Source organism: Afipia sp. GW822-FHT03D08 (assembly GCF_058801645.1).
The window spans coordinates 1-24,761 of the sequence record NZ_JBXANK010000002.1 but is presented as its reverse complement, the minus strand read 5'-3'; the positions used below and the strand labels follow the sequence as shown (position 1 = coordinate 24,761).

Genomic DNA, 24,761 nt, shown 5'->3' with positions numbered 1-24,761 from the left:
GGAGAATACGGTGATCGCTGGTGGAAAGAGCGGACTGACCCTTGCTGTAATTGTTGCAGGTGTTCTTTTAGCTTCGACGCCATTCACGCAGGCGCAGCAGCGCAGCGTGAATTTCTACAACTGGTCGAACTATATGGCGCCCGGTGTCCTCGAGCAGTTCACCAAGGAAACCGGTATCAAGGTCACCTACGACACGTTTGATGCCAACGAGACCGTCGAGACGCGGCTCTTGGCGGGCAAGTCCGGTTACGACGTGGTCGTGCCGACGGCGTATTTCCTGCAGCGTCAGATCGCGGCCAACATTTTCCAGAAGCTCGATAAGACGAAGCTGCCTAACCTTGCTAATGCGTGGCCAGAAGTAACTAAACGCCTTGCGATTTATGATCCCGGCAACGCGTTTGCCGCCAATTATATGTGGGGCACCACCGGCATCGGCTACAACGTCAAAAAGGTGCAGGACATTCTCGGCGCTGACGCCAGGATCGATTCATGGTCGGCTGTTTTCGTTCCCGAGAACCTCGCAAAGTTCAAGGATTGCGGCATCCACATGCTGGATTCCGCGGATGATATCCTGCCGGCCGCGCTGAACTATCTTGGCCTCGATCCGAATTCGACCAAACAGGCTGATCTTGAAAAGGCCGCCGATCTTGTCAGCAAGGTGCGGCCTTATGTGCGCAAGTTTCATTCATCAGAGTATCTGAACGCACTGGCCACCGGCGAAATCTGTTTCGTGGTCGGCTGGTCGGGCGATATCAAGCAGGCGCAGAGCCGCGCGGCGGAAGCCAAGAACGGCGTCGAAATCGGATATACAATTCCGAAGGAGGGGGCGCAGATGTTCTTCGATAATTTTGCGATCCCTGCGGACGCGAAGAATGTCGCCGAGGCCCACGAGTTGATCAATTACCTTTACAGGCCGGATGTCGCTGCCAAGAACTCGGATTTCCTGTCTTATGCCAACGGCAATCTCGCCAGCCAGAAGCTGATCGATCCGAAGGTCATGAATGACAAGACCGTTTATCCGGATGAAGCGACTTTGAGCCGTTTGTTCGTGATCACAGCGCGCGATCCGGCGACCCAGCGCATCATCAACCGGCTATGGACGCGGGTGAAGACAGGCCGCTAATCACCGCCACCGGCGGTGTAGCCAGAGCCATTGTTCGGGATGTTCGCGGACCCATCCTTCGATCACACTGTTGATGGCCTGCGTGGTGCCTTGCACGTCGATCTTGCCTTCGGCATCGCGTACCGGCGTCACTTCGTCTGACACCTCGATGCGAAAGCGATGGTTCGGCAGACGGATGATGCGCACGCCGTGGATCGGGACTTCGATCTGCCGCGCAAGGCGCGCGAGCAATGGATTGGCTTTCGTCTTTCGCCCAAAGAATGTGATATCGACGCCGCGGCCGAAGTGCTGGTCTACCAGCATGCCGACGTGGATGCCGTTCTGCAGGGCCTGCGCCAGCCGCAACGGTGCGTCATGGGTGGTGGCGACCATCGTGCCCATGTTGACGGCACGAATGTCCTGGATCGCGCGGTCGACAGCCGCGATGTTCGGGCGGCGGAACAGTACGGCGGATTCGAGACCGTAGGCCGGAGCGGCGAGGGCGGGCAATTCCCAGTTGGCGAGGTGGGATGCGAAGATCAGCGCGCCCTTGCCGTCGTCGCGAAGTGCAAGAAATTTCTCTATGCTGCCGGGAGCAGGCTCGATGCGTCCACTCTCCCAGCTCTCTGGATTAAGATCCCAGAGGTGGTCGATATGCGCGAACTCCGCGCCGACGCGGCCGAGATTCTCCCAGACACCCATCAGGATGGTATCGATCTCGCCCGGTGATTTTTCCGGAAAAGCCGCTGTCAGGTTGGCGCGGCCGATCTTGTGTTCCGGCAGCCATGGACCGATGGTTCGCGTGACCGAGCCGAAGAAATTCGCGGTCTTGTCGGGATCGAAATAGCGGGTCGCGCGCAAAAGTCCGACCGCAATCGCGCCGACGATCGCCCCTGTCACAGGCTTGAGCGCGTCGCGCAGAATAGCCCTGGTGCGGAGGAACAGGCGGCGCATCACAGTGTGACGATGATCTTGCCGAACACTTGCCGGCTTTCCATCCGCTTGAGCGCGGTGGTGACGTCCTCAACCGGCACTTCGGTGTCGATGACGGGCTTCATGCCGGCGGCCATTTTGTCGAGGCTCTCGGCGATGTTCTTGATGGTCGCGCCGAACGATCCGAAGATGCGGTACTGCTGCTGGAAAAGCTGCATCAGGTTGATCGTGGTGGTCGGGCCCGAGGTCGAACCGCAGGTGACCAGCCGTCCGCCGCGCTTCAGGACCAGCAGCGAGCCGTTGAAGGTATCTGCGCCGACATGCTCGAACACCACGTCGACACCTTTTTTCCTGGTGATTTTGCGTGTCTCACCTTCGAAGCGGTCTTTGCGATAGTTGACGACATGGTCCGCGCCGAGCGCCTTTACGCCCTCAATCTTGGAGTCATCGCCGACCGTGGTGATGACGGTGCAGCCGATGGCCTTTGCCATCATGATCGCGACCGTACCGATGCCCGAGCCGCCGGCGTGTACCAGCACTGTCTCGCCTGGCAGCAATTTAGCGTTGTCGAACAGCATGTGCTGAACGGTCGAATACGCGATCGGCGCGCAGGCCGCGTCGCGATCGGAAACGCCGTCCGGCACCGGGATCACCAGCCGCTCGTTGAGGTTCATCAGTTCGCGGGCGAAGCCGTCGACATGAAACCCCATGATGCCGGCGACGTTCTCGCAGAGATTGTCACGGCCGGCCTGACATGCGGGGCAGGTGCCGCAGGTCAGCGCGCCGTACATCACGACTTTCTGTCCCGGCTTGAATCGGGTTACGCCGTCGCCGATGGCTGCAATCTCGCCGGAGGCTTCCGCGCCGACCACGAGCGGCAGCTTGCGCTTGGCGAAAGCCATGCCGCGATAGCCCCAGACGTCGATGTGGTTGAGAGCGACAGCCTTGACGCGGATCTGCACCTCGCCTGTGCCGGGCGGCGGGGGCGGGGGCATATCCGCGACCACCAGCTGGCGGTCGGCAACAAGACTGAGCGCACGCATAAAGGCGTCCTGAAAGGCTGATTTACTTGCAGATTTGGACGTGGGTATCGCCGGTTCGGCGGAGGGCGTCAACCGCCGAACACCCTGGCCGGAAGCCTTTAGACGGGCTCGCGGGCCAGGATCAGGGACGCGTTCTGACCGCCAAAGCCGAATGAGTTCGACATCACTGCTGTCACGCGCGCATCGCGGGCCTTGTTCGGAACCACATCGAACGGGATTGCCGGATCAGGCACATCGTAATTGATGGTCGGCGGAATTCGCTGGTTCTCAAGGGTGAGCAGCGAGAACACGGCTTCCACCGCGCCCGCAGCCGAAAGCGTATGTCCGATCATCGACTTGTTGGACGAGACCGGAATCTGCTGTGCGCGATCGCCGAACACCGTGGAAATGCCAAGATATTCCATCTTGTCGTTTTCCGGCGTGCTGGTGCCGTGAGCATTGATGTAGTCGATCTGCTCGATACGCATTCCGGCATCGGACAGTGCATTCTTCACGCAGCCCACGATCGGTTTGCCGTCAGGGCTTGAGCGTGTGCGATGGAATGAGTCAGCAAGCTCGCCGCATCCAGCGACGATGCCGAGAATCTTCGCACCGCGCGCAGTGGCGGCTTCAAGGCTTTCCAGCACCAGCGCACCGGCGCCTTCCGCCATGACAAAGCCGTCCCGATTCTTCGAGAACGGGCGTGCCGCCGCATGTGGCGGTTCGTTGTTGGTGGACAGCGCGGACAAAAGTGAGAAGCGAATAAGCGCCTCTGCGTTAACTGAGCCGTCGGTTGCGACACACAGCGCCGCATCGGTTTCGCCGCGGCGGATCGCTTCGACACCGAGCTGGATCGCGGTCGCACCTGAGGCACATGCCGTCGACAGCGAAATCGGAGATCCCTTGGTGCCGAAAGTCTCGATCAGATGATCGGCGACGGAGCCGAACAGAAAGCGGCGGTGCAAGCCGGTGAAACGGCCGTTACCACTGGCCTTGAGCAGCGCGTCATAATCGATACCCGCGCTCATCCCCGTCGCGCGGGCGATGTCGTTGCGGGGCTCCCATTCGAGTTCGATAGGGGCGACCGCCAAAAAAAGAGGGCCGGGGAAGTCACCCTTGCTGCCGATGCTTGACTGCGCAACCGCTTCCTCGACAGCCACATCGGCCAGCCGCTCTGAGAGTGAGGTCGACGAGAACGGTTCGACTGGAATGAAGTCGACGGTGCCGGCTATTGTCGTCTTGAGTCCGTTGGTCGGGAAACGCGTGATGGTCCGGATGCCGGACTCGCCTGCGGTCAATTTGGCCCAGTTGTCGGCCTTGCCTGCGCCGAGGGATGTGACAACACCCATGCCGGTGACGACTACGATGGGTCGTCCGAACTTGTCGCGAGTCGTCGTCGTCATGGTTTTTCCCCGCTTAGACGGCCTCAACCAGCGCCATGCCTTCGCCGCGCCAGTGACCGGCCCCGATCACCACAATCTGGGATGGCGCCTTGGTCATTTCAATCTCGACGCCGGTTTTATCGTTCGGCGGAAACAGCGCGCCGCGCGAGATCGACAGCGCCGCGAGCGCCAGACCGAGCGGGAATTGAGCCTCTACGACATGGCCGAAAGGGGTGGCGGTGGCGCGGGTTGGAATATCGCGATGCTTATTGAGGAACGCACGCTCTTCCGCAGTCACGGGCGCAGCTCCGGTCGCGCCTGTGATGATCGCGCTGTTTTCGCCGATCGCTCCGATCTTTGACCACAGTCCCTCGAGGACTGCCGTCACGTCACCGGGGTTCTTGCGCCGTGCATGGTCGGAAAAGACCTTGGTCAGCTTTGCATAGGGCTTTGCGCCGCGCGCCTGGGCGTGTTCTTTCGACTCGATGACCAGAAACACGCCGCCCGCGCCGAGTGCGAAGCCGTTGTCGCGTTCCCAGACAGGCATAAACTTGTTCTTCAGGTTGAAATCGCCGAACTCGTAGAGCATCAGCATTTCCTTGCGCTCGCTGTTCTGGGCTGCGCCGACAAGGGCAATGTCGCTTTGTCCGTCAAGAATGCGCGCCAGTGCGATACGAGCAGCGTCCACGCCGGCGGATTCCTCGCCCATGAAGGTCCGGGACGATCCCGTAACGCCGTGAACGATGGAGATGTTGCCGGCGAGCAGGTTCGACAGCTGTGCCAGAAACAGCGTGGGGCGCAGGTCGTTCATCAGCCGTTCGTTGAGCAGAGCCGGATCGGCGTTGCCCTGGATGTTGGCGTTGACGATCGAGGAATCCACCGCAAGGTCACGTTCGCCGCCACCCGCGGCAACGATCATGTCCATGCGCGAGAGGATCTCGGCGTTACCCTTGACGCCAGCGGAGTCGAGCGCGAGACCCGCCGCATATGTACCGATGCGTTGCCATGCTTCCATCTGGCGCTGGTCGCCCTTCTTGGGGATCTGCGCGTCGAAGCTCAGCTTGGTCATCGGATGGACAATGTAGGGCGCGAAGGTTGTCTCGTCGACGTTGATCGTCTTGGCATTAAGCGCGTCCCAATGCGCGTCCAGCCCCTCGCCGAGCGATGTGGCGAGGCCGATGCCCGTGATCCAGGCTTCGCGTGGTCCGCCTTTTGATGAAGGGATCTCAGTCATGAGCGATTGCCTGTTCGGGAAAGCCGATACGCTTCGCCATCGCTTCCATGTGTACGCGCAAGTCCGGGTGAGGGAATGGCGTATGGCGGAAGGTTAGTGTCGCGTTGCATTTCAACTTGCCACCGATACGGACGTTGGCGTCGGTGACAGCGAAGCCCGAGCCGTCATGAACGAGGCTCGCGTTGATCGTTAGCAGTTCGCCAGGCTTCACGAAGTCGCGCATCTTGGCTTCCTTGACGCTGGCAAGGAATGGCATGCGCTCGAACTTCAGGAGCGCGATCAGGAGCCAGCCGGACGTCTGCGCCATCGTCTCGGTCAGCAGCACGCCCGGCATCAGCGGATAGCCGGGAAAGTGCCCCTCGAAGACGGTACTGGTTTCGGGGACCTGCGACTCGACCGTAATCGTCCGCTTACCGACGTCGAGGTCGGTGATGCGGTCAACCATCTGGAAGTATTCGAGCTGCATGGCAGGGGCGTCAGGCGCCCTTGGCGGCGACCAGTTCGTCGATGCGCGCGCTGAGGTTCTTCAGGACAAAGTACTGCTCGGTCGTGGCCTTGCCGTCGTTGACCTCCTGCGTCCACTTCTCCAGCGGCAGCTTGATTCCGAACGCCTTGTCGATGGCGAAGGCGATGTCGAGGAAGTCGAGGCTGTCGATGCCCAGATCGTCGATTGCGTGGCTTTCCGGGGTGATCGTGTCGCGAGGAATGTCGCACGTTTCCGCAATGATCGTGGCGACCTGATCGAATGTAGACGACATGCTAAACCTTTGAGATTTTTGAGGTAAATGCCATTTCTGGCATGGGGCGCTGGGCTCGAAACCGTGCCACAGGCCCCTTTGGACGGGTTAAACCCCGTATATCGGAGCCATGATCCGAGTTCAATGGCGCAACGTGACAGCGAAATGATCCGTTTTCGACCCTAGTTGTGGCGAATCGGATCGGTTTTCTGTGCTGAAATGTGCGCGCAATCCCGTCGGCCCATCAGGACGCAGTCCTGCGTGTTCCGGAGATCGGCAAGGGTCATGGCGAGCCAGATGCCGGCCCCCGTCAGCGCTGCCGTAAAGGCAATGGCAGCGGCATTCGCGATCATGCGATGACGATAGTCGTCGGGACTTTCGTTCGCCCGTTCGTAGCGGGACAGGTCGGGCGCAAGTTTGTCGGCCGGACTTGCCGTCGGGGACCGTGCCCGTGTGCGCGGGCGGAATTTCAGCACGCGATGATCGCCGTCAGTCATGAAAGACAGTCCAAATCAGCAAAGGCATCCTAAGTCGGTCGCGCAACTATATCTTCCGCGAAGAAGGTATTCCTGTGATGCCGAAAAGAATAGGCCGGAATCGATCCAGCCGAGTATCGGCTCGAAACACGTTCGTGGCCTGGAAAATAATGCCTTGAAAGTGATGTTATCGGCCGCGCTTCTCTGCGCGGGGTTGGCTAAGGTCTGGGAACTTCCACCGGAGTGCCGTCCAATGGCCAACAAACGCGAACCGATCCTTGAGCCCGTTTTAATTCTGTCCCTGCGGCCGACCCAGATGACTGTCGGCATGCGGGAGGTCGGCGAGAAGCGCAAGCGATGGCGCGCTCACAAATCGAAGAAGAAGGCCGAGCTTCTGGGGCGCCACATGATCCCGGTCGTAGTCGGGCCCGACAAGCGAAACTATGTGATCGACCATCACCACCTGGCACGCGCGCTTCATGAGGAAGGTGAAAAAGAAGTCCTCGTCTCGGTGGTCGCTGACCTGACGATGGTCGATCCGAAAGCGTTCTGGATCGTGCTCGACAATCACCGGTGGGTCTATCCTTATGATGCGAAAGGCGAGCGCCGTAACTACAGGGATTTGCCGAAAGATGTGACCGGGTTGAAGAATGATCCATTCCGAAGTCTTGCAGGTGAATTGCGCCGGGCCGGTGGCTTCGCAAAGGATACAACGCCATTCAGCGAGTTCCTGTGGGCGGACTTCCTGCGCCGGAGAATGTCGCGCAAGACGGTCGATAATGATTTTGCAAAGGCAATCGAGCAGGCGCTGTCGCTGGGCAAGAGCAAGGACGCGATCTATCTGCCCGGATGGTGCGGGCCGGCGAGCGACGACTAGGCCGGCGCTCAATGAAATCCCGTTGTTAGTTCGGCGGCGGTTCGTCAGGGCTGCCGCGGAAAGCACGATGGAGCGCGCGCTCGAAGGGGCCGCCAAAGGCAAGGACAATAAGCGCAATTGCGAGGGCGATTGTCACCATCCGCCATTGTCCGAGACCGCACACGATTCCAATACAGGCCGTGAACCACACGCAGGCTGCGCTGGTCAGGCCTCTTACCTTTGCCTGCTCGCTGTGAACGATGACCCCTGCGCCCAGAAAGCCGATGCCGGTGAGCAGCCCCTGGATGACGCGACTGGTTGCATCGGAGAGCCGGCCGGCTTCCAGGGCTTCCGGATTGGCAAGCAGGACGACCGTTGCGGTGGCGAGACCCACCAGACTCAGCGTGCGAAGGCCAATCGGCTTTCCATGCAGGTCGCGGTTGAGGCCGATGATCCCGGAGGCGACGGTCGCGACCCCGAGCCGCAGAATGATGTCCCACCAGTCGAGCAACGCAGTCGCCTTTCACGTTACGCCTTCGGTACGCGGCCCATCATATAGAATTCGTCGTTGGGCCGCATGTCGGTCACGCTTGCCATGCGATTTGACAGTGCAAAGAACGCTGCAATCGCCGCAATGTCCCAGATATCGTCGTCGCTGAAACCGTGGCCGTGCAGCACCTCGAAATCCTGCGCCGACGTCTTTTGCGATTCCAGGCAAACCTTGACCGCGAAATCGAGCATGGCGCGCTGCCGCGGCGTGATGTCGGCCTTGCGGTAGTTGTTGGCGATCTGGTCCGCGATCAGCGGATTCTTGGCGCGGATGCGCAGCACGGCGCCGTGCGAGACGACACAGTAATGGCACTGATTGGCGGCGCTGGTCGCAACCACGATCATTTCGCGCTCGGCCTTGCTCAGGCCGCCGTCCTTTTCCATCACCGCATCGTTGTAGGCGAAGAAGGCCCGGAATTCGTCCGGACGATAGGCCAGCGCGAGAAACACGTTCGGCACAAAGCCAGACTTCTCCTGCACGCCGAGAATGCGCGTTCGGATGTCGTCGGGCAGCGAATTCAGGGCAGGAACGGGGAAGCGGCTGATGGGAGGCGTGCTCATGTCAGGGTCCGATGAGGAGGGGAGGAGACCGTCTGTACCAACCATAGTCGAGGACAACCCCCGCGCAAAGCTGAGGCTGTGCACGGCTCTCCCGCAGAGGGCCGCGATCAGCGCAGGGGCTTCTTGAGCAGTGAGAAACGATCGGGATCGAGACCGAGCGAGGGTTGCAGCATCGGCGCTTCCGGCACGCGGGGAACGGGACGCTCCGCGATGCCCCGGTCGAATATCGGATCGTTCGGCGTTTCGCGATGGGATGTCGCGCCGCGCCAGCGCTCCAGCACAGAACCGACAAAGGTGATGTCGTGGCCACTGAGTGCCGAAGGCGTGGTCGCAATGGTCGCTTCGCTGCGCGGCAATTGATGCGCCGGAACCTCCTTGAAGCGCAGCCGGGTCGGGAGAGCTACGCCTTCGCCGAACGCCAGCACTTCGCGCGTTCCGAGCGAGGGCACGAACGACAGAAGGTTTGCGGCGGCATCGGAAACTGCGGAGCGCAACAGCATCTGGTCACGCTCGTTTGCAAGCCGCATCGCAAACAGGGTGTTGCACTGGGAGATGATCGTTGCGTCGAGTTCGGCGGGGCGCTGCGTGACCAGCGCAAGATAGACGCCATATTTGCGGCCTTCCTTGGCGATACGTGACACGGCCTTGCGTGTTGGTCCGAAACCTACGCCGCGATCCGCGGATGCATAGCGATGTGCTTCTTCGCAAACGAACAGCATCGGCGACGCGCCATCGCTCCATAATCCGAAATCGAACGCCATCCGGCACAGCACGGACACGACAGAGTCCACGACTTCTGCCGGGAAGCCCGCGAGCTGCATCACCGTCATCGGGCGGCCATTCGCAGGCATGCGGAACAGGAGGCTGATGACCTCCGCCATCGTGTCGCCCCCGACGTTGGCGTTCTCGAACATGAAGGCGTAACGCGGATCGTTCTTGACGGTTTCGATACGCGTAATCAGCTTGTGATAGACGATACGGGAGGAGCGGTTTTCCAGTTTGCCCATGCGCTCGTCGATCAGCGAAATCAGATCGACCAAACGGTATGGTACCGGCGTATCGGCCGTGTAGCCGACGGTCTTGGCGTCGACGCGTTTCAGGCCAAGGCGATCCGTGTTTTGGTATTGCGTGTACGTCGTCTTTGCCACTGGAATAAGTTCGATGAGAACTTCGAGTTCTTCTGGAACGCCGGGGCGCCCGCCGAAGATGACGTCGACGAACTCCTCGAAATTGAACAGCCAGAATGGCAGCTTCAGATTTCGGGGATTGAGCACGAGCGCCTTGTCGCCGAAGCACCGGCCGTATTCGTTATGCACGTCGAGCAGGAGCACGCGCAGATTGGGCCTTACGCGCAAAATCTCGTTCAGCAGCAGCGAAACGCCGCTGGATTTGCCGACGCCGGTGGAGCCCAGCACCGCAAAATGCTTGCTCAGCATGTCCTCGACATCGACATAGGCGATGACGGACGGATCCTGTTGCAACGTGCCGACGTTGATCTGCTCGGCTTTTGAAGGCGCGTAGACGGTTCGCAATTGCTGGTTGGTCAGCACGTCCACCAGATCGCCGATGGTCGGGTAACTCGTGACACCGCGCTGGAAGCGGCCGGACGGGCCGGTGGCGATTTCCCCCAGCAGGTCGACCGAGGCGATCGCGATGTAATTGTCGGTCGCGGGCAGGTTTTCGCGGCTGACCTCGGTAATCATCGCGACGATGATGGTGGTCGCGGTCCGGATACCGAAAAACTGGCCAACGGTGGCGCGTACATTGGCGTCATTGATCTGGCTGGTCGCCATCAGGCCGACGCGCGCCTGCGAGCCGCGTACCGAAATGACGCGCCCGAGCGAGGCTGGCTGCGGTGAAGTCAACATAGAGATCTAGCCCGTCTGATGGTCTGAATTTCCCCGATCGTACAAAGGCTTGTTGCAGGAACTGTTAAACGGTCCTGGAGTTTGTCGCGCTCCCCAAAGTGGTCCCCGGCGCGGCGTTACAACCGGCGAAATCCGTCGGCGAGTTAAAGTCCCGTAGAACAAGGGGTATTTTCATCCTGACAAATCGGACCTTCTGGCCGCCTTCCGTTGACGTTAAGTCTTTGTTTACCTTGGATTAATGGATGGTTCTCGAAGATGCCCGCAAACTCGGGCAGCCTCATTTCGAGAGTGCGATCAGGGGATAGGGCAAGGCAGGGGTAGACCGCGGCGCAGCACCGCTTTATATCCAGCGCGCGATATCGATTTGCTGATTTGGACAACGATCCGCCGGCGCCGCACCGCGCGTAATGATCAGGTCCGCGATCGATTGGGGAATGGTGTAACGGTAGCACAACAGACTCTGACTCTGTTTGTCTAGGTTCGAATCCTAGTTCCCCAGCCAGCCAGTTCAGTCTCTCGGATAGAAACTGGCTCTGCCTAAGAGCGCTTTATTTTTCAGCGGGTTAGCGGGCATCAGAACGGTCTCTGCGACGGATTCGGCCGCGTCGGTCTCCCATTGGAGGCTGTTTGACCCATAAATCTCTGGCGTCGATTTTTGATATCCGAATTTCGATGCCTTGGATCGCTGAGACGGGTTCGTTTTCGGAAGAGACCGGGTTTGAAATAGCGATTTGAGGGCGAAGCCGGCAGTCAAAGTGCTGAGTGAGCAATTTGCAGGGGTGATTGGCCCGCGCAGCAGCTGGAAGTGAACCCAGTTTTTAGTTCGACCTAGCGGTCACGTTCGTGGTCGAATATCGAACTTCACTGAACGTGTTGTGCTCGAGATTGTACATCAACGTTTTGAACTCACCTTTAGCAGGTGGTGTTGTTGGCGCCATGAATGCACGGACGATTTTGCCAGTTCGGTGATAGTGAGACTGGCAGGCGCTGTCCCTTCGATGATTGATTGCACAATGGAGGGCGCGACAAACGCGAGCGGCGCAAGCAGGCGGATGTGACGTTCAACCTTTTTCTCTTTTGTGGCGATGTCTGCGAATGATTTCACACGTCCCAACGTCATGTCGCTGACCCATTGCCGAGCCTTGGCAATCGCATTCAGGAGCGCGTCACGCGTGTCTGGCGTCAATGTAGGACCGGTCGGATCCGGTGCGTGAACGATCCCTTTCACCGCAGAGAATATTTTGGCGGTCCAGGGGATTGAGATCGTATTTGAGCCTGCTGACGGCGAGTCCTTTGTTCTCCGTGTTCCTGGAATGATGTTCGTTGATGTCGGTTCGGTCTCAAGAAGTCTGATCTCAAGCACCTCCCGTCTCACAACTATTTTGTCGATCTGCGCAATGATCGCTTCCTGATCCGGGGAAGCGTCCGGATTGCGGCTGGATAAATTCTGCCGAACCGCTTGGAGGACGAGGTGTTCTATCTCGGTTGCGGGAACGCGGCTGACGGAGCCCGCATCACGTTTGCGTCCCTGGATTAACGCGTGCGAGACATAATACCGGTATCGCACGCCGCGTTTGTTTGAATGGCTCGGCGTCATGCGATTGCCGATGTCATCAAAGATACGCCCCATCAGGAGCGCGGGTGAACCTTTGAGGCGCATTGCGCGATCGACCGTGTTCTTCGTCAGCTTTTCCTGAACTTTGTCGAAAAGCTTGCGATCCAGAATGGCTTCGTGCTCTCCGGCGTGGATCTCGCCGCGGTAGTCGATCTCGCCGATGTAGAATCGATTACGCAGCAAATGGGCGAGGGCGCCGACGCCGAATGGACCTCCACCCCGGCTTTCTCCATTCGAAAGGGATCTGATTTTTGTCCGGATTCCCTTGTGTCCGAGGACTTCAGCAAGAGACGCGATTGAATCGGCTTCAAGATACAATGCAAAAATCAGGCGTACGATTTTCGCCTCCGCCGGAACGACAACAAGCTTCTTGTCCTCGGTGGCATAGCCGAGCGGGACAGGCCCCCCGACCCACAGGCCCTTTCGTTTGGATGCCGCGATCTTGTCTCGAACCCGTTCGCCAATGACCTCTCGTTCGAACTGGGCAAACGATAGCAGCACATTAAGGGTCAGGCGGCCCATGCTGCTTGTGGTGTTGAACGACTGGGTGATCGAGACAAAGGACACACCGTGCTGATCGAACAGTTCGACCAGCTTGGCGAAGTCGGCAAGCGAGCGCGTCAATCGATCGACCTTATAGACCAGGATGATGTCGATCTTGCCGTCCCGCACGTCGTCGAGCAATCGTTGCAGCGACGGCCGGTTGAGGGATGCGCCCGAGAGCCCGCCATCGTCAAAATGATCGGGAACGAGCCGCCAGCCCTCATGAGCCTGGCTCTTGATATAGGCCTCGCAGGCTTCCCGCTGCGCATCGAGTGAGTTGAACTCAAGGTCGAGGTTATGTTCGGTGGATTTGCGGGTGTAGATCGCACAGCGCTGCCGTTTTTGCGATTGAGGCGTCATAGTGCGCTCCTTTTGCCGCGACGAGGGCGGCTAAGCGCGACCGTTTCTGTGTTGTCTGATTTGTCGATGCTCAACCTCAGACCAAAGAATTTTGGGCCATTCCAATTGGTGCCGGTAATCAGACGCGCGATGATCGAGAGACTGGCATAGGTTTCGTCCCTCCAGACGAATCCGTCCGGTGACACGACCACTGAATGCCGCTCGCCTTGGTATTCTCGAACCAGAACGGTGCCAGGTTTCAAGCGTCGTTGCGCTGTTTCGACCGCGGATTTACCCCGTCCGATGTCGTTCAAAACTCGCTGCGACGCCCGGCTTAAGCCGCCGAGCGCCTTCTCTTGCACATGGTAGCAGATCATCCGTCCCAACATGTCCTTGGCGAATGCAGACGGCGGCGGCGATTTGAATGTCTGCCGCCACAGCACCCGAAGCTGATCGACCGGCAGAGATCGGATCTGTTCGATCTCTGCCTCAAGTTCCGCTTCACCCTTCCTGGATATGTCGCTCATATCTTCTGGGATGGCCTGCCGTCGGCGATCCGGTACGATCGTTCGCTGCCGGATTTGTCTGACACCAGATTCAGACCCAGTCGTTTGCGGACGACCCCGGCGAAGAAGCCACGTACCGAGTGTTGCTGCCAGTCGGTCGCCTTCATGATGGCGGCAATGGTGGTGCCTTTTGGCTGGCGCAGCATAGTGAGCACAGTGGCTTGCTTTGAAGAGTCGCGTGCGGGCTTTGCCACTGCGGGGTGGAGAGAAGGTCCTTTGGCTGACTTCGACTGAGAGGCAGTTTCGACGGAGCGTGCGGTGGACTGTTCAGCGACGCCTCGAACACGGGAGCGCGCTGCTTTGGCTAAACGAGTTGTTTTTACCACTTTCGATGGTTGTCGTGCCTTGGCGGTGGGCTTGCGCGCTGCACTTGCTTCGCCGGCAGCGACTTTGGTGCGGATGTTCATGGGATCTCCTGTGGGGCAACGGCAACATCGGGTGTTGCCACTGACCCGACCCGCCGGTCGCAATGCGAGGGCGGGGGAGGTCTCCCAGTTAGGGAAGGATGCTAATTATGCGGTCTCAGCAAACAGGTTGCGCTTGATCGTCAGCGCTGCCTTGAACAGATCCCGTGCCTCATGCACCAAGCCTTCGAAATCCATCAGGATTTGCACCGCGCGATCCACGCTGCCATCGCGAGCGCAGCTCTCGGCAGCTTTCGCGATACTTAACGCTTCTTCCAGCTTGCCGCGGACTTCCGTTACGAGTGTGGCAACCACGTTATTTGCGGCGGCATCGGTCATCAGGGTTCTCCTTGTTGCGTGCCACCACACACGCTCCGTTCGCCGCCGAAGTCGAGCGGATTGTGAGCAATCTTGTGGCTTTATTGGCCGGACGCGGAGCATCTTGTGATGCTGAGGGATCTGCAATGTCAGGAGAATACGGCGCACGCAGGCTTCGACATGATTGCGACCCTGCGAGTTGTGCCAGGGCGTCATGCCCGGTTGACTTTGATCAATTATAGTATAAAAACTATATTCAAATGAGTGACGGCGATACTCCGGTCGAATGGGTTGGATCCTCCAAGGAGGACCTGTCTGCCTTCCCAAGGAAGGTAAAGGAGGCCATGGGTTTTGCGTTGCGTACTGCCCAGAAGGGCGGCAAGCACATCGATGCAAAGCCGCTGAAGGGTTTCGGCGGAGCAGGTGTTCTGGAAATCGTTGAAGACTTCGATGGCAACACCTACCGAGGTGTCTATACCGTTAAGATGAAAGGCGTGATCTACGTTCTTCACGCGTTTCAGAAGAAGTCGAAGAGCGGCATCAAGACGCCAGAATTCGAGATCAAGAAAATCCAGCAGCGTCTAAAAATGGCGGAGCAGGCTTATGCTAGTAGAAAAAAAGAAGACGACGAAAAGAAGAGCAAAGGTCGTAAAAAGCATCGGTAACGTATTTGCTGATATTGGGCTGCCGAACGCTGAGGCTCATTCGGTCAAGGCGGATCTTGTGATCGCTATCGGGGATATTATTCGAGCCAAGGGCCTGACACAGGCCCAGGCGGCCACTCGTCTTGGTCTGGCACAGCCTGATGTCTCAAAGCTCCTGAGAGGGCAGTTCAGCGGATATACCTATGACCGGCTGTTTTCCTATTTGAACGCTTTAGGTGAGAAAGTTCGCATTAAGGTGTCGGAAGCCAAAACCAAGAAAGAAGCGCGCTTGGAACTAGAGGTGGCCTGAGGACATCTGTTTGTCAGTGAACTATCGATAAATCTGCGCTTAGACTCTATATAAGGAAGCAACGCGGGAACCTTCCTCGTCGTTCTGATTTGAATCGGAACCAACGGAAGCGGCCTGAGCGGCCGCCTATCTTTAAGCAGATTGAAGGCTGGATATCTGGCTTGGCCGGGTGCCCGGTGTGATAGGGCGGTTTTTGCTGGAAGCCGTTGGATCAGGCTTTCACTCCGCTGGTTCTGCTCCCCCAACAGCCCATCCTGTTCCACTGTACCCGACTTAGCAAACGCTCGGGGAGCAGGGCCTATCTGTTACGGACCTAATATTTTTCCCCTAGTGCAGCTCATCATCTTGGGCAGCACAGGCGAATAACTACCAGAACGTGCATTTGTGCTGTATGCGCGTCGTTTGCCGGTGCTCCCCGTTATCCGGAGCCCCATTATGCTTCAAAAATTGAATACGAAGATCGTCCCTTTTTCCCGCATTCAAGTCTCCCCTTCGCGGTTGCGTCGCAAGAACGTCGCGGCGCTGCGTGGGGCGATGCAAGTGATCCGCAAATATGGTCAGCCGCGCCCGCTGATCATCGGTCCAGACTATCAGCTTCTTTCCGACACGGTTTCGTATCTTGCGCTGAAGGCCGCGCGTTACGATTTCGTGAAGGTATTTCAGGTCACGGAAACGTCTCGTGCAGTTGTTCGTGCTGTCGGCCGCCTGCTTGTTTGCGCTGAGGTCATCAATCGCCAAGCGGAAGGCTTCAATGCGGCGCTGGCATCTTTGTTGGCATCCCTCGACCGGAGCGCGGAGCTGGATGTTGAGGAACTTGTGCGCGAACTGTTGCCGGTCATGATTACCGGTATCGGTGAGCTGCCGGACCGCGGTTCGTCTTCTGTGGCTTCGGACGCAGATGACCACACCCCGCTTAAAATTTAAGGGGTGCGGTATGAGCAACAAGAACTCACTTGAGATTGTTTATCTCAACGCGACGGCTATCAAGCCGTCGCCCCACGCTGCGCGTCAGCATAGCGCCGCGCAGCGTCGTAAGCTGAAAGCCATCCTGCGGCAGTTTGGCCAAGTTGTGCCGCTTCCGCTGGACGCGGCGACAGGCACGCTGATCGATGGTCATGCCGTGTTCGACGCGCTTGTCGACCTTGGCCATGACGAAATCGCCGTGGTGCAGCTGGAGAACCGTTCCGAGGCGGAAGTGCGCGCCCTCCGTTTGGCCCTCAACCGGGTCGCCCAGGAAGCTGTCTGGGACGACGCAAAGCTGCGCGGCGAGTTCGAATACCTAATCAGCGTGGGCTTCGATCTCGACCTGAGCGGGTTCGAAACGGTGGAGATCGACATGGCTTTGTCGATCGATACGCCGACCGCCAACACCATTGAGGAAGAAGCGCTCGATGAACTTGCGCCGGCGGCTGGACCGTCGGCTGCAAAGCCTGGCGATGTTTTCCGCCTCGGTGAGCACCTGATCGGTTGTGGCGATGCTCGCGACGCAGCTTTTATCCGTGACCTTGTAGGCACCAAAACAGCCGCCTGTGTGTTCACCGACCCGCCTTACAACGTGAAGATCGACGGCTTTGTATCGGGCCTCGGCAAGACGCGTCATCGCGAGTTCGCCATGGGCGTCGGCGAGATGTCGCGCGAGCAATTCGTCGCCTTCCTGAGCGCGACCGTGGCTGCATTCAAATCGGTCGTTGTCGATGGCGCTATCGCATTTATCGCTATGGACTGGCGCCATGGCGGTGAGCTTTGCGAAGCCGCCGCCCAGAACGGTCTGGAGCAGAAAAACCTCTGCGTCTGGGTCAAAAGCAACGCCGGCATGGGGTCGTTCTACCGCAGCCAGCACGAGCTGATCTACGTGTTCAAGCATGGGGAGGGGCCGCATCAGAACAACTTTGGTCTTGGTGCGGGCGGCCGCACCCGCTCGAACGTCTGGCAGTACCGTGGCGTCAACGCCTTCGGTAAGGATCGCATGAACCTTTTGGCTGTTCATCCGACTGTCAAGCCGGTCGCGATGATCGCCGACGCCCTGCGCGACGTGACCCGTCGTGGCGACGTCGTTCTCGATGTCTTTCTGGGATCGGGGTCGACCTTGATCGCGGCGGAAGAAACCGGTCGCGTCTGCGTCGGCGTTGAGCTCGATCCAGGCTATGTCGATGCCGCAATCCGCCGCTGGCAAAAGCGTACCGGTAAGGACGCTGTTCACGCCGCTAGTGGCGAGACGTTTGATGCGATCTATGAGCGCATTGTCTCGGCGGCTACCGCGGATCCGGCATCGACAGATGGTGCGGTTGTAGAGGCGTCGGCTGAGCAGCCTGCCATCGGCAGCGTGGTCGGTGCGAATCTGTACGCCGCCGCTACGGGCACCGACACGACGGAGGCGGGCGATGTCTGAGCAGGAGGAAGAGAAGGTCGGCTACCGCAAGCCGCCGGCCAAAACCCGCTTCAAGCCGGGGCAATCTGGTAATCTGAACGGGCGCCCTAAGGGCAGCGTCAATCTGAAGACGGATCTGCGCAGCGAGCTTTCTGAAAAGATCCGGATTCGGGAAGGCGAGCGCAGCCTCAAGGTCTCCAAGCAGCGCGCCATGCTGAAGGCGCTTGTCGCCAAAGCACTGAAGGGTGACGCCCGCGCTGCCAACGTTGTCTTGACGCTGGTCGGCAAGCTATTCGAGCCTGAAGCTGTGGCAGAGCGGGTGCCGGCGTTGACAGCCGATGACCAAGCGATCCTCGAGCGCTTTCTCGCGCGGCGTCTGGCCGAATAGGAGATGTGGATCATTTCGGCCGGTGCCGATCCGCACCGGCCACTCACTTCTTAGAGTAAATAACCATGCCTTCCGATCTTCAAATCTACCGCGCGGTCATGAAGACCGACCTTCAGGCGTTTCTCGAGGGCGCATTTCCTGTTGTGGACAATCGGTGGGGCCTCGAAGTCGCGCCCTATCTGGAATACCTGATCAGCGAACTGACCGGCGTAGTCGAGGGCCGGGAAACGCGTCTCATCATCAACCTGCCGCCGCGCCACCTGAAGTCCGTTCTGACGTCAATCGTGTTCGTCGCCTGGCTTCTAGGTCGCGATCCGAAACAGCGCATCGCCGTGATCTCGCACAGTCAGGCCTTGGCTTCAGATCTGGCGTCGAAAACGCTGCAGTTGATCAGCTCGGAATTTTACCAGCGTGCTTTTCCAGGCGTACGACTGCGCGACAATGGTCGCAAAGCCATGGACTTCGTCACGACGGACGGCGGTGGCCGCTATGCCGCTTCGTTTGAGACCGGCATCACCGGCCGCGGCTTCGACGTCATCATCATCGATGATCCCATCTCGGCCCACCACGTCAAATCGGAAAAAGAGCGGACAAACGTCAACGAGAACTTCGACAACATGATCGCGTCACGTCTCGACGATCAGATCAATGGGGTCATGATCGTGGTTGGTCAACGCATGCATGAGGACGACCTGTCCGGTAATCTGCTGCAGAATGGCGGCTGGAAGCACGTCTGTCTGCCCCTGGTGGCTGAGGAAGCGGCGTCCTATGCCCTCGGTAATTCAACCTGGCACCGAAAGGCCAGTGAACCGCTGCTGGTCAATCGGTGGCCGGAAGCAATCATCAATCGGAAGCGGGAAGAGGTTGGTGAATCGATCTTCGCCGCTCAGTATCAGCAGAACCCGTCAGCGGCCGTGGGAGAATTGATCCGACCAGGCCAGATCAAGCATTTTGATGACTTGCCGCCGGACGCACGGCAGATCACCCTCAGTTGGGATACGGCGGTCAAGACAGGTTCTGGCAATAGCTATACTGTCTGCCTGGTGATCGCTCGCGACACCCGGCGCCACTACGTCATCGACGTATTGCGCGCACGTCTTGAACCGGTTGAGATGCGTGACGCTGCTCTCGGCCTGATCACAGCCTATAAACCGTCAAAAATCCTGATCGAAGACGCTAGTTCTGGGACCGGCCTTGCGAGCATGCTGTCCGAACGCGGCCATCAGGTTGAACTGCGGCCGACCGGCGGGCGTGGTAAAGAGGAGCGGCTTGAAAGTCAGCTCCATATGTTCGCTCAACATCGGGTCCTGATCAAAAAGAATCAGCCCTGGACTGTCGAGTTCGAAAGCGAACTGATGCGGTTCCCGTTTGCCAAGCACAACGATCAGGTCGATGCGTTGACGCAGTATCTGGCCTGGATCGCTGAAAGTCCCATGGTCAATCCCGTGGTGATGGGTGCCGGCGGCAGGGAAGCGCGCATCGAGCGCGTGTTTTCCCGGCGACCTTGGCCTGTTGCAAAAGGAGATAATCCGTTACGCCCGCGCGGTAAACCCATGCGCCGATGGTAGCAAGTGCTGGAGCGGCTTTGCTAGAAATAGGCCCCATTGATCACGTGGGCCGGGCGACCATGTGGATGATGGGCCAAGACAATCATCCAAGATAGTCGCTCAGGTTGTGAGCCCTCCTAATCGTGGTCAGAACGGCAACATCGGTGCTTCAAGATAGACTTGGGATTTTTGGGCGTCAGCCCAGGACATGTTGAAAAATACCGGCTTCCGTCCGCGGTTCGTGAAGATGTCGGCGACGCAAACGCGGTGGCGAACTTTTTCGTTTTCGTCGAGCAAGTCTTTCCCGACAACTCCGATGTCCCCGATTTTAAGCAGTTTCAGTCCCAGAGTGGCTTGGGGAGAATCCTTGAAGGCATCCTGCAACATGTCGCGGGTGGTGTTGCTGTTGCATTCGGGAATGCTGCTGGGGCCACCATATCCTCCTGTCGCCAGTCGCAGCGTCACGATGACGACTCCGAACAGGGCCGCGAAGGCGATACCGGTCATAAGGTTTGATTTTGAAAATGACTTTGTCATTGGGGGCTTCCTTGGTGTGGCTTGAGGTCATCAGGTGATGGGCATGCAGCATCGTTCGCCGTCGCCGTTGAAGGGCGTGCGTCGAGACGTTGTCGGGCCAGCGGCTATTTCTTCAGGGCGATGTACGCCGAGGGCAGAGGTGCCGCATTGAGGAACGCTGTCAGCCGTTGCGTCTGTTCCTGCTGGTCAAGGAACGTGATCTCGAAGGTGGTGACGAAATCGCTGTCAAACATCGGGTCGTAGCGATCGATCACAGCGGCATGTCGCGCATCCAGCCGGTCGAGCGAAAATGTGGTCGGTGTCGTCGACAGGGGCTGTTCGGAGGGAGAGCCAGTCTTGTCAGCGATGGTCGGATTTGGCGTTGTGAATTTCGAAGTCAGGCTGATCGTCCTGACCGTGATGATACGAATGGCCGCATCCGTACCATTGCACAGATAAACCGGCATGTTCTTCAGGCTGCGGAAGTCCGGAAAATACAGGGTAAGGTCTGGCGGCGCTTTCTCCGGCGCAAGGCTGACATAGCCGCGCTCGCGCGATGGCTCCGGCGCGAAGGCCACCGGAATACTCGAAATCCGCGGACAAAACTCTGCACCGCTGCCGATAGCTTCTGTACGCGCGATCAGCAGCGTGGCGCCGGACTGTTTGCAGTCCTCCATGGCTTGCCGCAATTGCGGGCGCGAGAAGCCGTCAGTCTCGGGCTCGACGTATTCGGTCTGGACAGCCGCCCTATGGCCTTCGATCCAAGTTTTGACGGCTTCACGTTGTTCTTGCAGTGCAATATCAGAGTGCGCGGGCTCGTTCGGTCGGACGCGGTAATAGGCAATAACCTTCATGCAGAATCCCTGATTAACGGCACGGACTGCCCGTGCCCCCTAGATTCAAATGAGGCCCCGAGAAATTGCGGGGTTTTGCAAAGAAAGGCCGAGTGTCTCCCGAAAGCCGCATTTCGGGGCGCGGGCACTGCGACATCAGAAGAATTCACGCGCCGACCGGGTGTTTCCGATCGCTTTGATTTTAAGAGCTGGCTGGTGCTCCCGAAGGCGTTTGGCGTCCCGTTCCCAGCGCCCATCGCGCTGATCGCCATCGAAACCGAACACAATCAGCCGGGGATCAGGGTCAATCTCGGCCTGGACCTCACCTGCGGCGATGGCGGCGATGAGAGGATCAGGCGCTTGCAGCGGTTCAGTCACCGGGACGGCTGCGCGTACTGCAGTTCGCATGGTGTGGAGGCGGACCAGCGCTTGGCAAACAGCGACGTAGCGCTGTCGCAGTGTTGCATCATGCTGCCTGAGCGTTGCCTGGTAGCGCACGATCTGAGCCAGAACGGCAGGCTCGCCTTTGGCTCTCAAGGCAGGATTGCTGAAATGCTTAGCTTCATGAAAAACGATGAAAGGCTTGCCGCCGCGGTTCTCGACGGTGACGACATCCAGCCGGTCCTGAGACCGGTCAACCGACGTGGCGCCTGCCGAATGGACATCAGCATCTGGCAGGCTTTCATCAACGGAAGAGCTTGCCCGCAGCAGCGATAGTTCGACGTCGATGACTTTTGAGCTTCCAACGATCAGCGGATGCAATCCGCTCTTTTCCGCTCCGGCGAGATCGGTGGCCGAGCGGATCATGTCGGACAGCGTGGAGGGACCGCTATACTGCGTCCAACCGATATCAGACGGCTCGAAGTGTCCGTTGTCCTGAAGTTGAGCCAGCACCTGTTGCTGGCGGATCAGGTATTTGGTGTGGGTCCAGGGAATAACTCGGCCGGCTCCTGCATCGTCGATCCGGAAGATCGAAGCGCCCCGGTGATAGACGTTGAGCGAATTCGCTCGCACCGCGATGAATACATCGTCGCGTAAAAGCACATCGCGCCACCAAGATGGCTTTCGCGCGAGATTGTCGAGCGCATCGAGGAAAGCCTCACTCACGCCATGGCTTGAGAGCGCCTGCTGGATGATCATGTCGCGCCATCCCACCACTCGCCATCATTCTTGAGACTGACGGCCTGGAAATGTGCCGGAAACTGCCCCGGCTCATAGGTATGGATCGGCACCAGCATCTTCGGTTGGATCGCCTCCGCGAGGCGCTTCAGGTCAGGAATGCTGGCGTGGCCGGAGGTATGGGCGTGGTCGAGCGGGATACCGCGTGCGTGAAGCTCGGCGAGGAGGGCGACACCGCGTTCCTGTTTGAGATAGCCATCCCATTGCGACCAGATGGCGCGTGCGCCGGACAGGCAGCCGGCATGATCAAGATCGCGCAGCATTGCTGGTCGGAAGAGCATTGCGGCCCGGGGCGCTAGATCCTCAAGTCGTTCCACGAAAACACGGTTGGTCTTGTGAGGATCGAGTAGGTCGAAGCGGCCGCTGCGCTTGATCTGGATTCGCTGATACTGCGGCACGTAGACCGCCACATTCGGCCAGTCGGACTGTGGGATATTGCTGTTCCCCGTCGCGCGAAGAATCTCGGCGGCATAAAGATCAATGATCAGCGTTCTGCCGGTACGCTTGCAGGCCCGATACAGGCTGACCATGCGATCAATGTTTTGTGCCGACGCTGCGACCAGCGCTAGGCCATCCGTCGCCTGGAGCAGATCAACCAGACGCTGCTCTACTTCTATCTCGGTCGGGAAGACGTGATCGGGGCTCAGGCGTCCGAAGCTCGAGCCTTCCATCAGCATCACGTCGATGGATCGTGGAGGGTGCGCCACGAGACGTTCGAACAGCGCGGCCTTACGACCATGCGCCCGGATATCGCCAGAATAGAACAGGCGTCTGCCACCGGCTTCCACCTCCAGGGCATAAGCATCATAGGCGGAATGATCGACCAGATGCGGCGTGACCCGAAACGGACCAAACTGCATCATCGCGCCAGATGAGAACTCGATTGGCCGCGCAGGCACATATGGTCTGGGCACAAACGGGGCGGCGGCCTTTAGAATGCGGTGAGTTGCAGCGCCTAGCGCAACGGGCAGATCAGGTCCGGCGAGATGGGCCAGCCCCCAATGGTCGACGTGACCATGGGACAGGATCAGAGCCAGCAAGTCCCCGCCGCCTGCTAGGCCGTCCACCGAGGGATGTATGCTGACCTCGTCCGCATCACCGTCCAGAGGCAACCCCAGATCCAGCAGGATCCGACCACCGTCGGCTTCCAGCTCGACACAGGTCCCGCCGATCTCTTTCGTCCCACGATGAATGCGGATGCGCACAACTGCCCCAAATCTGTAATAGGGACATTATAGTGCGTGTTTTAATGGGCCGCCAAGTCGTTTGTTTCGCTTATGAAAGCGACAGCGCTCGTGGCCTGGAATGTCCGGAAACTGCGGGTTAGATATGGCCTGTCGCAGGAGGCGCTGGCGGTCGATGCCGGCGTGGACAGATCCTATGTAGGGCGAATCGAGCGGGGGATCGAAAATCCGACCGCCGAGACCTTAGAAAGATTGGCGGCGGCCTTGGACGTACCCGTCGCCGAGCTTTTGGCCGTCCCCAAAGCAAACGAAAAGCCGCCAGCTACGCTTCGAAAAGGGCGAAAAAAGCGGTAGCTTGGCCTTCGCTTCAAAGTCACGGGCCGGCCTTGGTGGCATTTGGACGGTGAGCGAATGAGCACTGAAAAAGGTCGGTTCACATGTCTTTGTCCGTTAGTGAAATGGATAAACACGTCCAGTTGATTGCTGATGAAAATCAGATCGTTATTCATTGTAGTTTGAACAGGCTGAGCCGTTCGTACTCAATACGAGTAAGCGAAGAAATTTATATCGCACCTATTAGATCGGTGTTGAGTTACGCGGTCGCGCTACATGAACTAGGCCATCAGTTAGGACCACATCAAAGCAGTCTTAGTGTATTAGTCCGCGAGAGAGCTGCTTGGAGGTGGGCGAAGAGGAATGCACTGCTTTGGTCGCCTCGGATGCAGGCGCGCGCCGAGGCCTCAATCCAATGGTATGAAAAGAACTATCGCGATATCGATAAGCGTCAGCGCTCGTACTTGGTAGTCGATGACCATTCAGGTCGAGTCTTTCACTGTCCAGTAAAGCAAGCAATTATTGAGCGAAGGTGATGTCGCCGCCAGCCGGCCGCGGCGGCGGGAGACCAGGGCCTCCGGGCCATGCTGGCCGTAGGCCTTCGCCAGCCGGAATACCTGACGTCGGCCAAGTCCCATCAACGCCGCAGCATCCGCAACCTTGATCCTGTTCGCCGCCAGATCCTGCAACACGCTCATCCGGTCGATCTCCGTCCGGCTCATCGCAATCACCGTCATCGGCCCAATGCTCCCCAACTGAAACCGTGGAGAGTGACATCTCTATCTGGGCCAACAATGACTTCTCTATCTGGCGTCTACAATCCGGATTCGCGTAATGACGCGTTATGGAATTCAGGGTTGAATCGGCCTCGGGATGGTGATCTGCCCCCTTTGAAGTGGTCCTCCCTGAAGTATGATTTTCGGATGGAGGATAAGATCAATGGCAAGGAAGAGG

Annotated in this window: 28 protein-coding genes and 1 tRNA gene; 10 read left to right on the top strand and 19 right to left on the bottom strand. The window is 58.7% G+C overall.

What is annotated here, in order from left to right:
* The first annotated feature begins 49 nt into the window (after nt 1-49).
* A complete protein-coding gene (locus tag AC1RM7_RS15220; RefSeq protein WP_444826211.1) occupies nt 50-1,123 on the top strand; it encodes a polyamine ABC transporter substrate-binding protein in 1,074 nt (357 codons plus the stop codon).
* On the opposite strand, the gene AC1RM7_RS15215 is transcribed toward AC1RM7_RS15220, so the two are convergent.
* The 7 genes from AC1RM7_RS15215 to AC1RM7_RS15185 all read right to left on the bottom strand — a co-directional run bounded on the left by AC1RM7_RS15215 (nt 1,124) and on the right by AC1RM7_RS15185 (nt 6,907).
* Entirely contained in the window at nt 1,124-2,056 is a 933-nt protein-coding gene (locus AC1RM7_RS15215) for a lipid A biosynthesis lauroyl acyltransferase (RefSeq protein ID WP_024920954.1), read from the bottom strand.
* On the bottom strand, nt 2,056-3,078 hold the full coding sequence (locus AC1RM7_RS15210) for a zinc-binding dehydrogenase (protein WP_024920953.1): 1,023 nt from the start codon (nt 3,076-3,078) through the stop codon (nt 2,056-2,058). Before AC1RM7_RS15210 ends, AC1RM7_RS15215 begins: the two co-directional genes overlap by 1 nt.
* A gap of 98 nt (nt 3,079-3,176) precedes the next feature.
* Nucleotides 3,177-4,460: a beta-ketoacyl-ACP synthase gene (locus tag AC1RM7_RS15205; protein WP_024920952.1), complete on the bottom strand. Its 1,284-nt coding sequence runs from the start codon at nt 4,458-4,460 to the stop codon at nt 3,177-3,179.
* A gap of 13 nt (nt 4,461-4,473) precedes the next feature.
* A complete protein-coding gene (locus AC1RM7_RS15200; RefSeq protein WP_024920951.1) occupies nt 4,474-5,673 on the bottom strand; it encodes a beta-ketoacyl-ACP synthase in 1,200 nt (399 codons plus the stop codon).
* Entirely contained in the window at nt 5,666-6,139 is a 474-nt protein-coding gene (locus tag AC1RM7_RS15195; protein WP_006020046.1) for a 3-hydroxyacyl-ACP dehydratase FabZ family protein, read from the bottom strand. The genes AC1RM7_RS15200 and AC1RM7_RS15195 overlap by 8 nt, the downstream gene beginning before the upstream one ends.
* Nucleotides 6,140-6,149: 10 nt before the next feature.
* On the bottom strand, nt 6,150-6,431 hold the full coding sequence (locus tag AC1RM7_RS15190) for an acyl carrier protein (RefSeq protein WP_002711294.1): 282 nt from the start codon (nt 6,429-6,431) through the stop codon (nt 6,150-6,152).
* Between the two features lie 161 nt (nt 6,432-6,592).
* A complete protein-coding gene (locus tag AC1RM7_RS15185) occupies nt 6,593-6,907 on the bottom strand; it encodes a hypothetical protein (protein WP_024920950.1) in 315 nt (104 codons plus the stop codon).
* Nucleotides 6,908-7,139: 232 nt separating this feature from the next.
* Between AC1RM7_RS15185 and AC1RM7_RS15180 the strand changes: the two genes are divergently transcribed.
* On the top strand, nt 7,140-7,763 hold the full coding sequence (locus tag AC1RM7_RS15180; RefSeq protein ID WP_024920949.1) for a ParB-like protein: 624 nt from the start codon (nt 7,140-7,142) through the stop codon (nt 7,761-7,763).
* A 25-nt stretch (nt 7,764-7,788) separates the two neighbouring features.
* On the opposite strand, the gene AC1RM7_RS15175 is transcribed toward AC1RM7_RS15180, so the two are convergent.
* The 3 genes from AC1RM7_RS15175 to AC1RM7_RS15165 form a co-directional block, all read right to left on the bottom strand.
* A complete protein-coding gene (locus AC1RM7_RS15175; RefSeq protein WP_024920948.1) occupies nt 7,789-8,253 on the bottom strand; it encodes an MgtC/SapB family protein in 465 nt (154 codons plus the stop codon).
* A gap of 17 nt (nt 8,254-8,270) precedes the next feature.
* Nucleotides 8,271-8,852 carry a peroxidase-related enzyme gene (locus AC1RM7_RS15170; protein ID WP_024920947.1) on the bottom strand — a complete coding sequence of 194 codons (582 nt, stop codon included), beginning with the start codon at nt 8,850-8,852 and terminating at the stop codon, nt 8,271-8,273.
* A gap of 107 nt (nt 8,853-8,959) precedes the next feature.
* Nucleotides 8,960-10,720 (bottom strand): ATP-binding protein, encoded by a 1,761-nt coding sequence (locus tag AC1RM7_RS15165; protein WP_024920946.1) that lies wholly within the window; start codon nt 10,718-10,720, stop codon nt 8,960-8,962.
* Nucleotides 10,721-11,148: 428 nt separating this feature from the next.
* Between AC1RM7_RS15165 and AC1RM7_RS15160 the strand changes: the two genes are divergently transcribed.
* A tRNA-Gln gene (locus AC1RM7_RS15160) sits at nt 11,149-11,222 on the top strand.
* A gap of 390 nt (nt 11,223-11,612) precedes the next feature.
* On the opposite strand, the gene AC1RM7_RS15155 is transcribed toward AC1RM7_RS15160, so the two are convergent.
* The 4 genes from AC1RM7_RS15155 to AC1RM7_RS15140 form a co-directional block, all read right to left on the bottom strand.
* Complete coding sequence (locus tag AC1RM7_RS15155) at nt 11,613-13,238, bottom strand: recombinase family protein (protein ID WP_184087187.1); 1,626 nt, start codon at nt 13,236-13,238, stop codon at nt 11,613-11,615.
* A complete protein-coding gene (locus tag AC1RM7_RS15150) occupies nt 13,235-13,744 on the bottom strand; it encodes a DUF2924 domain-containing protein (protein WP_024921764.1) in 510 nt (169 codons plus the stop codon). Before AC1RM7_RS15150 ends, AC1RM7_RS15155 begins: the two co-directional genes overlap by 4 nt.
* The gene (locus tag AC1RM7_RS15145; RefSeq protein WP_081758784.1) at nt 13,741-14,190 is read right to left on the bottom strand and encodes a DUF3489 domain-containing protein; all 450 of its coding nucleotides are present in this window, start codon (nt 14,188-14,190) and stop codon (nt 13,741-13,743) included. The genes AC1RM7_RS15150 and AC1RM7_RS15145 overlap by 4 nt, the downstream gene beginning before the upstream one ends.
* A 105-nt stretch (nt 14,191-14,295) precedes the next feature.
* Nucleotides 14,296-14,526 (bottom strand): hypothetical protein, encoded by a 231-nt coding sequence (locus tag AC1RM7_RS15140; RefSeq protein WP_024921766.1) that lies wholly within the window; start codon nt 14,524-14,526, stop codon nt 14,296-14,298.
* A 239-nt stretch (nt 14,527-14,765) separates the two neighbouring features.
* Between AC1RM7_RS15140 and AC1RM7_RS15135 the strand changes: the two genes are divergently transcribed.
* The 6 genes from AC1RM7_RS15135 to terL all read left to right on the top strand — a co-directional run bounded on the left by AC1RM7_RS15135 (nt 14,766) and on the right by terL (nt 19,783).
* A complete protein-coding gene (locus AC1RM7_RS15135; protein WP_024921767.1) occupies nt 14,766-15,170 on the top strand; it encodes a type II toxin-antitoxin system RelE/ParE family toxin in 405 nt (134 codons plus the stop codon).
* Nucleotides 15,109-15,459, top strand: coding sequence for a helix-turn-helix domain-containing protein (locus AC1RM7_RS15130; RefSeq protein WP_024921768.1), 351 nt, complete (start codon nt 15,109-15,111; stop codon nt 15,457-15,459). Before AC1RM7_RS15135 ends, AC1RM7_RS15130 begins: the two co-directional genes overlap by 62 nt.
* Before the next feature lie 435 nt (nt 15,460-15,894).
* Nucleotides 15,895-16,383, top strand: a complete 489-nt coding sequence (locus AC1RM7_RS15125; RefSeq protein WP_024927783.1) for a hypothetical protein — start codon at nt 15,895-15,897, stop codon at nt 16,381-16,383.
* Complete coding sequence (locus tag AC1RM7_RS15120) at nt 16,358-17,848, top strand: DNA modification methylase (RefSeq protein WP_244434540.1); 1,491 nt, start codon at nt 16,358-16,360, stop codon at nt 17,846-17,848. The genes AC1RM7_RS15125 and AC1RM7_RS15120 overlap by 26 nt, the downstream gene beginning before the upstream one ends.
* Nucleotides 17,841-18,215: a DUF5681 domain-containing protein gene (locus tag AC1RM7_RS15115; RefSeq protein WP_024921771.1), complete on the top strand. Its 375-nt coding sequence runs from the start codon at nt 17,841-17,843 to the stop codon at nt 18,213-18,215. The genes AC1RM7_RS15120 and AC1RM7_RS15115 overlap by 8 nt, the downstream gene beginning before the upstream one ends.
* Nucleotides 18,216-18,280: 65 nt before the next feature.
* Entirely contained in the window at nt 18,281-19,783 is a 1,503-nt protein-coding gene (gene terL / locus AC1RM7_RS15110; RefSeq protein ID WP_024921772.1) for a phage terminase large subunit, read from the top strand.
* Between the two features lie 126 nt (nt 19,784-19,909).
* On the opposite strand, the gene AC1RM7_RS15105 is transcribed toward terL, so the two are convergent.
* From AC1RM7_RS15105 to AC1RM7_RS15090, 4 genes are all read right to left on the bottom strand, one after another.
* Entirely contained in the window at nt 19,910-20,299 is a 390-nt protein-coding gene (locus tag AC1RM7_RS15105; protein WP_184087183.1) for a hypothetical protein, read from the bottom strand.
* 104 nt (nt 20,300-20,403) lie between these two features.
* Entirely contained in the window at nt 20,404-21,132 is a 729-nt protein-coding gene (locus AC1RM7_RS15100) for a recombinase family protein (RefSeq protein ID WP_024922099.1), read from the bottom strand.
* Nucleotides 21,133-21,267: 135 nt separating this feature from the next.
* Nucleotides 21,268-22,251 (bottom strand): hypothetical protein, encoded by a 984-nt coding sequence (locus AC1RM7_RS15095; protein WP_024922098.1) that lies wholly within the window; start codon nt 22,249-22,251, stop codon nt 21,268-21,270.
* The gene (locus AC1RM7_RS15090; RefSeq protein WP_492839308.1) at nt 22,248-23,495 is read right to left on the bottom strand and encodes an MBL fold metallo-hydrolase; all 1,248 of its coding nucleotides are present in this window, start codon (nt 23,493-23,495) and stop codon (nt 22,248-22,250) included. Before AC1RM7_RS15090 ends, AC1RM7_RS15095 begins: the two co-directional genes overlap by 4 nt.
* 72 nt (nt 23,496-23,567) lie before the next feature.
* On the opposite strand from AC1RM7_RS15090, the gene AC1RM7_RS15085 reads away from it, so the two are divergent.
* Nucleotides 23,568-23,828 carry a helix-turn-helix domain-containing protein gene (locus AC1RM7_RS15085; protein WP_024922096.1) on the top strand — a complete coding sequence of 87 codons (261 nt, stop codon included), beginning with the start codon at nt 23,568-23,570 and terminating at the stop codon, nt 23,826-23,828.
* A 461-nt stretch (nt 23,829-24,289) separates the two neighbouring features.
* On the opposite strand, the gene AC1RM7_RS15080 is transcribed toward AC1RM7_RS15085, so the two are convergent.
* A complete protein-coding gene (locus tag AC1RM7_RS15080) occupies nt 24,290-24,544 on the bottom strand; it encodes a helix-turn-helix domain-containing protein (protein WP_024922095.1) in 255 nt (84 codons plus the stop codon).
* Between the last annotated feature and the right edge of the window lie 217 nt (nt 24,545-24,761).

Coding starts and splice junctions, on each gene's coding strand:
- AC1RM7_RS15125 (WP_024927783.1), top strand. CDS start 15,895: ATGCTTCAAAAATTGAATACGAAGATCGTCCCTTTTTCCCGCATTCAA.
- terL (WP_024921772.1), top strand. CDS start 18,281: ATGCCTTCCGATCTTCAAATCTACCGCGCGGTCATGAAGACCGACCTT.
- AC1RM7_RS15190 (WP_002711294.1), bottom strand. CDS start 6,431: ATGTCGTCTACATTCGATCAGGTCGCCACGATCATTGCGGAAACGTGC.
- AC1RM7_RS15170 (WP_024920947.1), bottom strand. CDS start 8,852: ATGAGCACGCCTCCCATCAGCCGCTTCCCCGTTCCTGCCCTGAATTCG.
- AC1RM7_RS15180 (WP_024920949.1), top strand. CDS start 7,140: ATGGCCAACAAACGCGAACCGATCCTTGAGCCCGTTTTAATTCTGTCC.
- AC1RM7_RS15195 (WP_006020046.1), bottom strand. CDS start 6,139: ATGCAGCTCGAATACTTCCAGATGGTTGACCGCATCACCGACCTCGAC.
- AC1RM7_RS15215 (WP_024920954.1), bottom strand. CDS start 2,056: ATGCGCCGCCTGTTCCTCCGCACCAGGGCTATTCTGCGCGACGCGCTC.
- AC1RM7_RS15200 (WP_024920951.1), bottom strand. CDS start 5,673: ATGACTGAGATCCCTTCATCAAAAGGCGGACCACGCGAAGCCTGGATC.
- AC1RM7_RS15150 (WP_024921764.1), bottom strand. CDS start 13,744: ATGAGCGACATATCCAGGAAGGGTGAAGCGGAACTTGAGGCAGAGATC.
- AC1RM7_RS15185 (WP_024920950.1), bottom strand. CDS start 6,907: ATGACTGACGGCGATCATCGCGTGCTGAAATTCCGCCCGCGCACACGG.
- AC1RM7_RS15105 (WP_184087183.1), bottom strand. CDS start 20,299: ATGACAAAGTCATTTTCAAAATCAAACCTTATGACCGGTATCGCCTTC.
- AC1RM7_RS15155 (WP_184087187.1), bottom strand. CDS start 13,238: ATGACGCCTCAATCGCAAAAACGGCAGCGCTGTGCGATCTACACCCGC.
- AC1RM7_RS15130 (WP_024921768.1), top strand. CDS start 15,109: ATGCTAGTAGAAAAAAAGAAGACGACGAAAAGAAGAGCAAAGGTCGTA.
- AC1RM7_RS15085 (WP_024922096.1), top strand. CDS start 23,568: ATGAAAGCGACAGCGCTCGTGGCCTGGAATGTCCGGAAACTGCGGGTT.
- AC1RM7_RS15210 (WP_024920953.1), bottom strand. CDS start 3,078: ATGCGTGCGCTCAGTCTTGTTGCCGACCGCCAGCTGGTGGTCGCGGAT.
- AC1RM7_RS15100 (WP_024922099.1), bottom strand. CDS start 21,132: ATGAAGGTTATTGCCTATTACCGCGTCCGACCGAACGAGCCCGCGCAC.
- AC1RM7_RS15165 (WP_024920946.1), bottom strand. CDS start 10,720: ATGTTGACTTCACCGCAGCCAGCCTCGCTCGGGCGCGTCATTTCGGTA.
- AC1RM7_RS15120 (WP_244434540.1), top strand. CDS start 16,358: ATGACCACACCCCGCTTAAAATTTAAGGGGTGCGGTATGAGCAACAAG.
- AC1RM7_RS15140 (WP_024921766.1), bottom strand. CDS start 14,526: ATGACCGATGCCGCCGCAAATAACGTGGTTGCCACACTCGTAACGGAA.
- AC1RM7_RS15145 (WP_081758784.1), bottom strand. CDS start 14,190: ATGAACATCCGCACCAAAGTCGCTGCCGGCGAAGCAAGTGCAGCGCGC.
- AC1RM7_RS15205 (WP_024920952.1), bottom strand. CDS start 4,460: ATGACGACGACGACTCGCGACAAGTTCGGACGACCCATCGTAGTCGTC.
- AC1RM7_RS15135 (WP_024921767.1), top strand. CDS start 14,766: ATGAGTGACGGCGATACTCCGGTCGAATGGGTTGGATCCTCCAAGGAG.
- AC1RM7_RS15095 (WP_024922098.1), bottom strand. CDS start 22,251: ATGATCATCCAGCAGGCGCTCTCAAGCCATGGCGTGAGTGAGGCTTTC.
- AC1RM7_RS15115 (WP_024921771.1), top strand. CDS start 17,841: ATGTCTGAGCAGGAGGAAGAGAAGGTCGGCTACCGCAAGCCGCCGGCC.
- AC1RM7_RS15080 (WP_024922095.1), bottom strand. CDS start 24,544: ATGACGGTGATTGCGATGAGCCGGACGGAGATCGACCGGATGAGCGTG.